At 33.7% G+C, this 12,249-nt stretch carries 11 protein-coding genes and 1 riboswitch; of the genes, 10 read left to right on the top strand and 1 reads right to left on the bottom strand.

All coding sequences use genetic code 11. The annotated features are described in order from the left end of the window. The first annotated feature begins 12 nt into the window (after positions 1-12). From DWW68_RS01060 to DWW68_RS01070, 3 genes are all read left to right on the top strand, one after another. Complete coding sequence (locus DWW68_RS01060) at positions 13-1,044, top strand: D-alanine--D-alanine ligase (RefSeq protein WP_118588569.1); 1,032 nt, start codon at positions 13-15, stop codon at positions 1,042-1,044. Between the two features lie 19 nt (positions 1,045-1,063). Further along, positions 1,064-2,434 carry a UDP-N-acetylmuramoyl-tripeptide--D-alanyl-D-alanine ligase gene (gene murF, locus DWW68_RS01065; RefSeq protein ID WP_118588570.1) on the top strand — a complete coding sequence of 457 codons (1,371 nt, stop codon included), beginning with the start codon at positions 1,064-1,066 and terminating at the stop codon, positions 2,432-2,434. 149 nt (positions 2,435-2,583) lie between these two features. Then, a complete protein-coding gene (locus DWW68_RS01070) occupies positions 2,584-2,784 on the top strand; it encodes an alpha/beta-type small acid-soluble spore protein (RefSeq protein WP_021952988.1) in 201 nt (66 codons plus the stop codon). Between the two features lie 66 nt (positions 2,785-2,850). Here the strand turns inward: DWW68_RS01070 and DWW68_RS01075 are convergent, their stop codons facing one another. Beyond that, positions 2,851-3,948: a ribonuclease H-like domain-containing protein gene (locus DWW68_RS01075; protein ID WP_158576778.1), complete on the bottom strand. Its 1,098-nt coding sequence runs from the start codon at positions 3,946-3,948 to the stop codon at positions 2,851-2,853. A 75-nt stretch (positions 3,949-4,023) separates the two neighbouring features. Continuing rightward, a riboswitch (cobalamin riboswitch) is annotated at positions 4,024-4,242 on the top strand. A 152-nt stretch (positions 4,243-4,394) separates the two neighbouring features. On the opposite strand from DWW68_RS01075, the gene DWW68_RS01080 reads away from it, so the two are divergent. From DWW68_RS01080 to DWW68_RS01110, 7 genes are all read left to right on the top strand, one after another. Beyond that, a complete protein-coding gene (locus tag DWW68_RS01080; protein ID WP_118588573.1) occupies positions 4,395-7,331 on the top strand; it encodes a hypothetical protein in 2,937 nt (978 codons plus the stop codon). 139 nt (positions 7,332-7,470) lie between these two features. Continuing rightward, entirely contained in the window at positions 7,471-7,878 is a 408-nt protein-coding gene (locus DWW68_RS01085) for a hypothetical protein (protein ID WP_118588574.1), read from the top strand. A 154-nt stretch (positions 7,879-8,032) separates the two neighbouring features. After that, positions 8,033-9,346, top strand: a complete 1,314-nt coding sequence (gene rsxC / locus DWW68_RS01090; RefSeq protein ID WP_118588575.1) for an electron transport complex subunit RsxC — start codon at positions 8,033-8,035, stop codon at positions 9,344-9,346. A 12-nt stretch (positions 9,347-9,358) separates the two neighbouring features. After that, the gene (locus DWW68_RS01095; RefSeq protein ID WP_118588576.1) at positions 9,359-10,333 is read left to right on the top strand and encodes an RnfABCDGE type electron transport complex subunit D; all 975 of its coding nucleotides are present in this window, start codon (positions 9,359-9,361) and stop codon (positions 10,331-10,333) included. A gap of 1 nt (position 10,334) precedes the next feature. Continuing rightward, positions 10,335-10,976 carry an FMN-binding protein gene (locus DWW68_RS01100; RefSeq protein ID WP_021952994.1) on the top strand — a complete coding sequence of 214 codons (642 nt, stop codon included), beginning with the start codon at positions 10,335-10,337 and terminating at the stop codon, positions 10,974-10,976. Continuing rightward, positions 10,976-11,665: an electron transport complex subunit E gene (locus tag DWW68_RS01105; RefSeq protein WP_118588577.1), complete on the top strand. Its 690-nt coding sequence runs from the start codon at positions 10,976-10,978 to the stop codon at positions 11,663-11,665. The genes DWW68_RS01100 and DWW68_RS01105 overlap by 1 nt, the downstream gene beginning before the upstream one ends. Beyond that, complete coding sequence (locus DWW68_RS01110) at positions 11,666-12,241, top strand: electron transport complex protein RnfA (RefSeq protein WP_118588578.1); 576 nt, start codon at positions 11,666-11,668, stop codon at positions 12,239-12,241. The last annotated feature ends 8 nt before the right edge of the window (positions 12,242-12,249 follow it).

The raw sequence follows: 12,249 nt of genomic DNA on the forward strand, positions 1-12,249 counted from the left end.
AGTACATTAGTTATGGATATAGTAGTTTTATGTGGAGGAAACAGTACAGAAAGAGAAGTTTCAATAAGCTCAGGATATAATGTTTGTCAGGCACTTCGTGAAAAAAATCACAATGCTATTTTGATGGATGTTTTCTTTGGAATGGATAATTGTGATATTTTTGAAACCTCAAAAAGCACATATGATGTTACAAAAGAAAAAGACTACATAAAAAGCCTTTCTACAAAAGTTAAAGAAACTGAAGAAAAAAGAAAAAGCTTCTTTGGAAATAATGTAATTGAAATATGTAAAAAAGCTGACATTGTATTTCTTGCCTTACATGGAAAAAACGGTGAAGACGGAAAATGTCAGGCAGCCTTTGATTTATATGGAATTAAATACACCGGTTCAGGACATTTAGCCAGTGCCATGGGAATGGATAAGGCAGTTACAAAACAGATTTTTATGTCAAAAGGTGTTCCAACAGCTAAAAGTGTCTGGGTGAAAAAAGGTGAAGATACAGACCTCAACCGCTTAAATATGTCACTTCCTCTTGTAGTTAAAGCCTGCAACGGTGGCTCAAGTGTTGGTGTGGTTTTAGTAAAAGACGAAAAGGATTACCAAAATGCCGTGGAAGAATGTTTCAAATATGATAACGAAATATTAATTGAAGATTTTATAGAAGGACGGGAATTTTCCATTGGAGTTTTAAATGGAAAGGCATTACCTATTGTGGAAATTATACCAAGAGAAGGATGGTATGACTATGAAAACAAATATAAAGATGGTGCTACAACTCATGTTTGTCCTGCTAATTTAAGTGATGAACTTACAGAGAAAATGCAGCAGGTAGCTGTTGATGCCTGTGATGCAATTGGTTGTTCGCTATGTTCAAGAGCAGACGTTATGATGGATAAAGCTGGAAATATGTTTTGCTTAGAAGTAAATACATTACCGGGTATGACTTCCACAAGTCTTATTCCTGATGAGGCAAGGGCAATAGGTGTGGATTATCCGTCTCTTTGTAATAAAATAGTAGAATTGTCGTTAAACAAATATAAATAATGTTGATTGGAGCAAATAAATGAGTTTAAAAAATATGACACTGGAAAACATTGCTAAAGCCTGCAATGGAATATACATAGGAGATGAAAGTCTTAAACAAACTGAAATTACAGGTGTTGAAAAAGACAGCCGTTTAATAGAAGAAGGATATTTGTATCTTCCTTTTGTGGGGGCAAAGGTTGACGGACATGACTTTATTCCACAGGTATTTGAAAAAGGTGCATTATGCACTTTATCTGAAAAAAAATTGGATATCAACAAGCCATACATACTGGTTAAATCTGTTGCTGATGCCCTAAAAGCAATTGCTGAATTTTACAGAGAACAGCTTTCATGTAAAATCATAGGAATTACCGGTAGTGTAGGAAAAACCAGCACTAAAGAAATCATTGCTTCCGTTTTAAGTGAAAAATATCAGGTTTTAAAAACTGAGGGCAACTATAACAATGAAATCGGAATGCCACTTACCATGTTAAAAATACGTGATAATCATCAGATAGCCGTTATAGAAATGGGAATCAGTGATTTTGGTGAAATGCACCGTCTTGCTAATATTTCAAAGCCGGATGTATGCGTAATTACTAATATTGGTACATGCCATTTGGAAAATTTAGGAGACAGAGATGGTGTATTCAGAGCTAAAACAGAAATGTTTGAACACGCACAAAAAGATTGTTTTGTAGTTTTAAATGGTGATGATGACAAATTAATTAATGTAAAAGAAGTAAACGGACATGAACCAATGTTTTTCGGCATAAATACAAAGCAGAATGTGGGAATTGTTTCTCACACATCAAAAGGCGTTATGGGAACAGAAGTAGAAATCAGATACTTTGATAAAACCTTTACAACACTGATTCCAATTCCGGGATTTCACATGATTTATAACGCCTTAGCAGCTACCTGCATAGGTGTTCATTTTGGAATGAGTTTTTCAGAAATAGATTCCGGCATTAGAAAGCTTAAGGCAATAAAAGGCCGAAATAACATCTTTAACGTAAACAATATAACAGTAATAGATGACTGTTACAATGCCAATCCCATGTCAATGAAAGCATCTCTTAATGTTTTATCAGAAGCAGATGGCAGAAAGGTAGCTATCTTAGGTAATATGTATGAGTTAGGAGACAATGAAGCAGAACTTCATAGACAGGTAGGAGAAGAAGCTGCCCGATTAAAAATAGATGAAGTTATATGTATTGGTGATTTGGCACAAAACATAGCTGATGCTGCAAAAAGCGGATGCAACATGGTTTATCATTTTAATAATAAACAGGACTTTGAGTCAAATATCAGTGAGTATATCAAACCCGGAGATACAGTTTTAATTAAAGCTTCAAACGGAATGAAATTTACTACAATAGTTTATCTTATTAAAGAGACTTTTTAAATTATTATATTTTGAAAAAAATGTCAGATTAACAACAACTTACCAGTTTATTAATCTCTTTTCTTCACATAATACTAGTGTAACAAAAATTCAATTGAAGGTTGGTTACAATTTTTAAATATCTGATTGTGAAAATGGAGGTAATTGAAATGAGTAATTCAAACAATGTAAATGTTCCAGAAGCAAAGAGTGCAATGAACAGATTTAAAATGGAATGTGCATCAGAAGTAGGTGTACAGCTTACAGACGGTTACAACGGAAACTTAACATCTGCACAGGCAGGTTCTGTTGGTGGACAGATGGTTAAGAAGATGATTGAAGCTCAGGAAAAACAGATGAGTGGTAAATAATCATTTTCTATCGTTTAAAAACAGTAGGGAGGTTCACTAAATGTGAACCTCCTTACTTAGTTATAACTATTTATTTTTCATGAATTTAATAATATCTAAAACATATGAATAAATGTTTTCATCCTTTAAAACTGAAGGTTTGATGACTCCTGTTTTAGATTTGTAATCCTCTCTTAAAACCTGTGGAAAACAATCATTATCTAAAGAATACACCGGTAAAAACTCCCCTGAAAATTTCTCGTAACATGTAGAAGCTGTCGCCTGTTTTCTGTAGTTTTTATCCACAAAAGAAGCAATACTTTTATGAATTGCCTTATCCTCTAAAGGCAGATAATAGTAATCCTTAGAATTGGGAAAAAAATACTTAAAGGTTCCATTTATGATTTTAACGGTTATATATCCTCTATCATCTATGGCAGAAAAATGAAGATAATCTTTGTTATATATCATTTTTAGTGGAATCCTGTTTTCAAATAAAATATTAATTCTTAATTCTTTTTCTATATCCCCTTCAACATTTGTATATTCGTTAATGGAATATTCCTGAATATGAAATTTCCCATCAAACACATCTTTTACAGATAAAAGGGATATTAATTTTCCCATATTAATAACATCTTCACGATTATGTAGCAGAAGGGGGAAAATAAGCCTCTCGTCTTTTGATTCTACATAATGCTTAAAGACCTCTACTAAATCCCCACCTGAAAAAGGATCAGTACGTTTTATGTTTAATGCTTTTTCAAAGGTTTTCTGCTTTTGATTTTCCAGATTTAATATATGATTTAATTTCGACAGAGGTTTATAAATATCTATGCTGTTAAATCTGTCAAAATCAAAGTCTAAGTTGTATTTCTCACCTCTTTCTTTAACAAAAGGAATATCAAAAGCATTTCCATTGAAATGAATAATGGTGTTAAATCCCTTTAAAAATTTGTGGAATGCCATAAGAACATTTGCCTCATCATTAAAATTCTCAGCCAACCACTGGGTATACATTAATTCATTATTAGAAAAATACATACAGCCTATCAAATAAACATTACAGTATTTTCTTGAAAATCCCGTTGTTTCAATATCAAAAAATACTGTTTTATCAGGATTTGCAATCGTTGAAACCGGGTAGTCAATTTTTATATTTGCTTTATCTCTTATTACTAACATAAGCATATTTTAGCATATTTTTACGTTAGTTGACAATCTAATTGCACAATGCTAAAATTACCCGTGATGTTTAAAAATATCATATGGACTTTATGTTCTGATGTAAAAATCAGCTAAGAGGGAAGCAGGTGGAAATCCTGCACGGTCCCGCCACTGTAAGCACGGAGTTTTTATTCGCATATTTATGCGGCATGTTATTCATGTATGATTTTTAATCGCCACTGGGCAACCGGGAAGGTAAATAGAAGTGATGATGTGTAAGCCAGGAGACCTGCATAGAGTTTGGAGTTATATCACGGGGAATTGATAAAGGGCTTCTATTGCAAAAAGGCTTTATTTTGATGCCTTTATTTTGCATATATAAGATTTATCGCACCCCTAGAGCATACGCTTTAGGGCTTTTTTCGTGTTACTCTTACTATTTTACTAATTGAAGGAGAACGAAAATGAGACGAAACAACACAACCAAAAAGGTTATTTCAATTGCTCTTACCATGGCATTGGCATTTTCAAATGTAAGTATAACTTACACCAAAGCTGATGATACATCAAATGTAATTGAAATATCAGACGCCACTCAGTGGGCCAAAATCGGCAAGGATGCTGAATATCCATTAGATGGAAATTACATTCTTACTAGCGACATTGAAAATGTTACTGAAACAATAGGTCAGGGTGATAATACTTTACCTGATGCTTTTACGGGAACAATTGACGGTGACGGACATAGCGTAACATTAGATATTAACGCCCAGAAAACTTATCAGGGATTAATCGGTCAGACTAATGGTGCCACAATTAAAAACCTTGTAGTTAAGGGAAATGTTACATCAACTCTTGGATTTGATGCAGGTATTGTGGCTAAAGCAGTTAATACAACCATTACAAATTGTGGTAACGAAGCAACTATAAATGTTACAAACAAAAATGCGAAAAACATTGCCGGAATCACAGGATATTCTGAAAATACAACCATTACAAACAGTTATAATGCAGGTGACATTACCGGTGGAGCGAGAGTTGCAGGTATAACAGGTGAAATTAAAACATACACATCAATTGAAAACTGCTATAACACAGGAAGTGTTACTACAACAGCAACCAGAACAATATATTCAGGTGGATTAGTCGGTTATGGATATGGTACTACAAACAATGTATCAACAGTAAAAAACAGTTATACAACCGGTGTGGTTACGGAAAAAACTCAAAATGGTGCAGCTATAGGATATATTAATGCCTATGTTTCTTTTGAAAAATGCTATTATCTTGAAGGGATAAATTCAAATGTTTATGGCTTTAAAATTTCTGATGCAGATGAACCTGATGTTACAAAATTATCATCAGATGAATTAAAAGGTATTGCATCTGATTTAGGAGAAGCATTTGCAACAGACAGCAGCATAAATAATGGTTATCCTGTTTTAAAATGGCAGATTAAGGTTGCAAACACTGATGTGGAAGATAAGGCAACCCTTGATGCACTTGTAAATGAACTTCCATCAGGAGTTATTTCTCCGAAATTTAATACAGACAAAAATATTAATACATATTTATCAAATCTCATTGAATCCAAAGAAGCTTACGCCAATAAAGGCATAAAAGTATCAATAAAGAATGTTGAAAACAGATTTTCTGATGGTGCAACATACATTGATGAAGATGGAACAATACATTATTTTTACATTAATTTATTTGATGCCGGATATGCATACAGATATATGGGACAGGCAGATGTTACATTTAATTTAACATTAAATAATGTTACAGTGGAATATGCACCAAGATGTGTTAATTTCTATTGGGATTTAGACAAGGTAAAAAAAGACCTTGAAGCAGTAAGGGATGAATACATTGATAATCAGATTTTAGACAAAAACGAAGATTTACAAAGTGTAACAGAAAACTTAATGCTTCCTGCTAATCCAAATGTCAGTCACAATGGCTCAGATAAAAATGTTAAATGGGTAAAAGTAAAGTATACATCCTCAGATAGCAGTGTAATTTCAATTAGTAACTCTGCTGAATGGGACAGTGACTTTACTAACATGTACTATACAGCAAAGGTAAATAGAAAATCAGAGGATCAAAATGTTGTTATAACAGCTGAATTTACATTTGGCAGATATAATTCAGGTGAAGATCAGGTTACTGAAACCATTAAACGTGAAATACCTGTTAAAGTTTTAGCATATAACGAAGTATTAGAGCAGACAAAGGCATTACAGGAAAAGGTTGACACATATAAAGATAATCTTTCAAATTTCACTACAGGTGGAGATATTGATTTAAGTAATGTGAAAGATGACATACAGTTAGTTATCCCTAAAAAGTTAGGTCTTGATGGTAAGTATTACGATTTCAAGGTTGAAAGCAGCGATACATCTGTAATGGAAATTTATGGCTATCGTACATACACATACAGACCACTTCCGGGAGAAGATAAAAAAACAATTACATTAACAGTAACAATTACCAACAAGGAAAATCCTGATATTTCTGCTTCAACTAAGTTTGACGTAACAGTTTTACCTTTAACAGAAGAAGAAATAACCAATGCTGTTAATTTTATGAATAGTGCAAAAGAAAACTTCTTTGAGTTTATAAAAAATGAAAACAGCGATGCAAATAATATTACAGGAGATTTGAAGGTATTTTACGGCATATATCAGGATGAAAATGGAAATGTTTATTCATCAAACTATGTTTCAAAGCCGGATAATAACGGAATTATTGCAAGAATTGTAAATCCTGAAGAAGAAATTCCTGACCATCAGAGATACTGGATATCATCAGACAAAAACATTATTGATGATGAGACTTTAAGAGTAACAATGCCGGTTTATAATACTAAGGTTACAGTAGGTGCAGTAATTTCTCATGAAATATATGAAAATTATGCTAAAAGATATGCCGATGATCCTGTATACGGAAAAATCTTCGCACAACTTGCTAATCAGAAAGTTTTAGTAGAATTAAATGTTATAGGAGAAAAGGGTGAAGAGCCAACTACAGCAGAACCTACTACCGAAAAGCCTTCTGAAACAACTACAACATCAAAGGTTACACCAACATCTAAAGCAATTGATGGCAAATATAAGAAATTAGTTGTTAAAAAGTTTAAGGCAAAGAAAGCTAAAAAGAGTATTAAATTATCATGGCAGAAAAATAAGAAGGCAACCGGTTATCAGATTAAATACTGGACAAGCAAAAATTCAAAACATGCCAAGGTAAAACTCCTTAAAAAGAACACTATTGTTAAGTCAACAATAAAAGGAGTTAAGAAAGGCAAAAAATATATAATTATCATTCGTACATACAATGTTGTAAATGGTAAAAAGATATATGGAAAATGGTCAAAGCGAATTGTGAAAATTAAATAGTTAAAATACTTTTAGAGGGACTATCGCTAATGTGATATGTCCCTTTGTATTTTTACTTAACCCAAAATATGTTATGATTAAAATAATATTTATATTTCATCAATTATCCGTTATAGGAAAAAGCAGGAGGATTTAAGCTTTGAAAAATAAAATAAATAAAATACTTTGGTCTTTAGATTTTATTATATATATGATATTTACATATATATATCGCTCAGACGGATTGGAATATCAACTGGCAAAGGAAGGAAGTAAATTACATAAGGTATACATACATGGTGAACCGGAATATAGTTATTTATATTACAATTCTGCAAGCCCCATGCTTTCAAAAATCGGTCTTATCGGTATGTTAGTAACAAGCCTGATATTTATTGGATATGGAACATACTTATCCACTATATACATAAAAAAGAAAGTAGTCCATTCGTATAATAAATTAACAAATATTGTTATAGTAATAGTTGTTTCATTCTTATACGCATTGTTATTACATATATTACAAAGATTTATTTACATTAATTTCTGTATGCTGGTTGGAGAATAACCTTTGCTATATTTTAAAAGTAATATTTTAAAGTCCTTTTTCATTGAATATAACGTGAAAAAGTATTATTATATTTATTATTGGTTTTTATTATTTTGGAACCATTTTAGATATTTAAATCATTATTTTAAGCATGGCAAAGAGAGGTAAAAAAATGTCTATTCTAACATTTAAGGGTGGAGTTCATCCATATGATGGAAAAGAATTGTCTAAAGATGTTGCCGTAAGAAAAATTCTCCCTGAAGGTGAACTTGTTTTTCCGGTATCACAACACATTGGTGCACCGGCGAAACCTGTTGTAGAAGTGGGAGAGAGAGTTCTTAAGGGACAGCTTATTGCCGGTGCAGATGGATTTGTATCAGCTAACATTCATTCATCTGTTTCAGGTACTGTTAAGAAAATCGAAAAACGATTAGTTCCTAACGGAAGCAAGGTTCTTTCTATCATTATCGAAAATGACAATTTATATGAAGAATATAATTATGGACCAAATAATGAACCCTGGTCAAAAGATACTATTAGAAAAGCTGTAAAAGACTGTGGCGTAGTCGGACTTGGAGGTGCGTGCTTTCCTACTCATGTAAAGCTTACTCCTAAGGATGACAAATCCATTGATTATGTAATTGTAAATGCAGCTGAGTGCGAGCCATACATAACTTCCGACTATAGAAGACTTGTAGAACAGCCGTCAGAAGTAATTGAGGGCTTAAAAATCGTACTCAAGCTTTTTGAAAATGCAAAAGGTGTTATTGCTGTGGAAAACAATAAACCTGATGTTATAGAAAATTTAAAGAAGCTTACTGAAAAGGAAGACAAAATCAGTGTAGCAGAATTAAAAACAAAATACCCTCAGGGTTCTGAGAGACATATTATATATGCTGTTACTAAAAGGAAAATTAATTCCTCAATGCTCCCTGCTGATGCAGGCTGTATAGTAGATAATGTTGATACAATATATAATATTTATCGTGCAGTTAAATTCAACAAACCTCTTACGGAACGTATTGTTACCGTTTCAGGAGACGGAATTAACAGCCCATGCAACCTGGAGGTACCATTTGGAACCAGTCACGCACAGTTAGTTAAGGAAGCCGGAGGAATGGATGAAAACGTTGAAAAAATCATTTCCGGCGGTCCTATGATGGGACAGGCGATGTTTTCTTTAGAAGTTCCTGTTATAAAAGGTTCTTCAGCTCTGTTAGCATTCAAACAGGATGAAATTTCAAGAGCAACAATGACTAACTGTTTAAACTGTGGTAAATGCGCCATGGTTTGTCCGGAAGGTCTTATTTGTGCCAAGCTTGCCCATGCGGCAGATGCAAACGATATGGAAGCATTTGTAAAAATGCATGGCATGGAATGTATAGAATGTGGAACATGTAACTACAACTGTCCTGCCAATAGAAATATTACGCAGTCAGTTAGAACAATGAAAAGAAAAGTGCAGGCAGCACGTAGGAAAGGGTAAGTGTGACGAATAATGTATAACGTATCATCAAGCCCTCACGTAAAGGCTAAAATGACAACCGGAAGTATAATGAGGGATGTTATTATTGCCATGATTCCTACATCAGCTTTTGGCATATATAACTATACCAATCTTTTTGGAATCAAATATGGCATTCATTCAGCATTACTTATATTAATTACAGTTATTTCCTGTGTTGCGGCGGAATATATTTACACAACAATAACAGATCAGAAAATAACGATTTTTGATTTAAGTGCCGTAGTAACAGGTATGATACTGGCGCTTAATTTACCATGCACGTTTCCATATTGGAAAGCGGCATTAGGTGGAGCTTTTGCAATAATTATTGTAAAACAGCTTTTTGGTGGTTTAGGTCAAAACTTTATGAACCCGGCATTAGGTGCCAGATGTTTCCTTGTTTTATCCTTTGCCGGTGACATGACAGCATTTTATCCTAAGGATGTTAAGGGAATTGATGCTGCCACCAGTGCAACACCACTTACAGCATTAAAAAATGCAGGTGAAAGCTCTGCATCACTTATTGACATGTTTATCGGTAATCATGCAGGAACCATTGGTGAAACAAGTATTGTTGCACTTTTAATTGGTGCAGCTTACTTAGTTATCAGAAAAATAATTGACGTAAGAATACCTCTTACATATATTGCTGTATTTGCTGTATGTATTATGTTATTTAATCAGTCATCTGACCCTGTATTTTTAGCCAAGCAGCTTTGCGGTGGCGGTTTAATATTTGGTGCCTTCTTTATGGCAACTGATTATGTTACATCACCTATTACAAAGGGCGGCAGGTATATTTATGGCATATGTCTTGGACTTTTAACTGCTATATTCAGAACTTTTGGAGCAAATGCAGAAGGTGTATCTTTTGCCATTATATTCTGTAACCTTCTTGTTCCTCTTATTGAAAAATATACAATACCTAGAGCTTTTGGCATTGTAAAACAGAAGGGAGGCAGATAATATGAACAAAATAATTAAAGATACATTAATATTATTTGTTATAACTTTAATTTCTGGTTTGGGACTTGGCTTTGTTTACAATGTTACATCAGATGCAAGGGCAAAGCAGGAAGAAAAAACAATGGTTGAGGCCTATGAAGCCGTAATGCCGGGACTTTCTAAATATGATACAGTAGATTTTGATTCAAAATTAAATGACACCATTTCTAAGGAAATCAAAAACACTGAAAAGGAAAATGGGATTTCCACAATTAAGGCTTATAATGCCACCATTGATAATGTTGTTAAAGCAACAGATGATAGCGGTAATGATTTAGGATATATTGTTACGGTTACGGATAATGAAGCTTATGGCAGTTCCCTTCAAATTACGGTAGGCATAAAAACAGACGGAACCGTTACGGGAATTTCGTTTCTTTCATTAAGTGAAACACCGGGACTTGGAATGAAAGCGAAAGAAGATTCATTTATGTCCCAGTTTAAAAACAAAAAAGTTGATTATTTCAAATATAATAAGGCAGGAACTTCTGCTGATAATGAAATTAATGCCATAAGCAGTGCAACAATAACCACAAATGCGGTAACACATGGTGTAAATGCTGCAATTGCCTGTGTGAAAAATATTACAGGAGGTGCTAATTAATGAACAGATGTGTTGAGCGTTTATATAACGGTATTATTAAGGAAAATCCTACTTTTGTTCTTATTCTTGGAATGTGTCCGACACTGGCTGTTACATCTTCCATGATAAACGGAGCAGGAATGGGACTTAGTACAATGGCAGTTCTTGTTTTGTCAAACTTCGTAATTTCACTTCTTAGAAAAGTCATTCCTAACGGAGTGAGAGTACCGGCATTTATTGTTATTGTAGCTAGTTTTGTAACTATATTACAGTTTCTTCTTGAAGCATATCTTCCATCTCTTAACCAGTCTCTTGGTATTTACATACCACTGATTGTTGTTAACTGTATTATTTTAGGAAGAGCAGAAAGCTATGCTTCAAAAAATCCTCCTATACCGGCATTATTTGACGGCTTGGGAATGGGACTTGGATTTACAATAGCCTTGTCACTCCTTGGAGGTTTTAGAGAAATAATTGGTGCAGGAACTATTCTTGGAATTAATATTCCTAGATGGGACGGTATAGGTATTTTCGTTATGGCACCGGGAGCATTCTTTATTTTAGCTGCCCTTATTGCCATTCAGAACCAGATAAGAATCAGCCATGGAAAGAAGCCACGAAAACTCCAATGTGAACAGGGGTGTGCAGGATGCACAGGCTGTGGCAGTGATTTTACCAATTGCACTAAAGATGAAAAGGAGGAGGCATAAATGGTTAATTGTATGTTAATTGCAGTGGGAGCTGCACTGGTAAATAACGTTGTATTAAGTCAGTTTTTAGGTTTGTGCCCATTCCTTGGGGTTTCTAAAAAAACTGATACTGCTGCCGGAATGGGAGCTGCTGTAATCTTTGTAATTATGATTGCATCAGCAGTTACTTACGGTGTTTATTATGCTATACTTACACCCCTTAATCTTGAATACTTACAAACTATTGTATTTATTCTTGTAATTGCAGCTTTAGTTCAGTTAGTTGAAATGATATTAAAGAAATTTGTTAAACCATTATATCAGGCACTTGGGGTATATTTACCATTAATTACAACCAACTGTGCCGTACTTGGTGTAGCAATTTCAAACATAGATAACGGTTATAATTTTGGTGAAAGTATGGCATGTTCTTTTGGTACATCCTTTGGATTTTTAATCTCAATTGTAATTCTTGCAGGAATAAGAGAAAAATCAGAATACAATAATATTCCAAAACCTTTTAGAGGTACACCTATTGTACTTATTTCAGCAGGACTTATGGCTATAGCATTTACCGGATTTACCGGTGTTGTATAAGGAGGCAT

Origin of the sequence: Eubacterium sp. AF16-48 (assembly GCF_003479405.1) — a bacterium.
Lineage (GTDB): Bacteria > Bacillota > Clostridia > Lachnospirales > Lachnospiraceae > Eubacterium_G > Eubacterium_G segne.

Excerpts from the sequence above, each read along its gene's own strand:
- DWW68_RS01070 (WP_021952988.1), top strand. The coding sequence starts at position 2,584 with ATGAGTAATTCAAACAATGTAAATGTTCCAGAAGCAAAGAGTGCAATG.
- DWW68_RS01105 (WP_118588577.1), top strand. The coding sequence starts at position 10,976 with ATGAACAGATGTGTTGAGCGTTTATATAACGGTATTATTAAGGAAAAT.
- DWW68_RS01080 (WP_118588573.1), top strand. The coding sequence starts at position 4,395 with ATGAGACGAAACAACACAACCAAAAAGGTTATTTCAATTGCTCTTACC.
- murF (WP_118588570.1), top strand. The coding sequence starts at position 1,064 with ATGAGTTTAAAAAATATGACACTGGAAAACATTGCTAAAGCCTGCAAT.
- DWW68_RS01060 (WP_118588569.1), top strand. The coding sequence starts at position 13 with ATGGATATAGTAGTTTTATGTGGAGGAAACAGTACAGAAAGAGAAGTT.
- DWW68_RS01100 (WP_021952994.1), top strand. The coding sequence starts at position 10,335 with ATGAACAAAATAATTAAAGATACATTAATATTATTTGTTATAACTTTA.
- DWW68_RS01075 (WP_158576778.1), bottom strand. The coding sequence starts at position 3,948 with ATGTTAGTAATAAGAGATAAAGCAAATATAAAAATTGACTACCCGGTT.
- DWW68_RS01110 (WP_118588578.1), top strand. The coding sequence starts at position 11,666 with ATGGTTAATTGTATGTTAATTGCAGTGGGAGCTGCACTGGTAAATAAC.
- DWW68_RS01095 (WP_118588576.1), top strand. The coding sequence starts at position 9,359 with ATGTATAACGTATCATCAAGCCCTCACGTAAAGGCTAAAATGACAACC.
- rsxC (WP_118588575.1), top strand. The coding sequence starts at position 8,033 with ATGTCTATTCTAACATTTAAGGGTGGAGTTCATCCATATGATGGAAAA.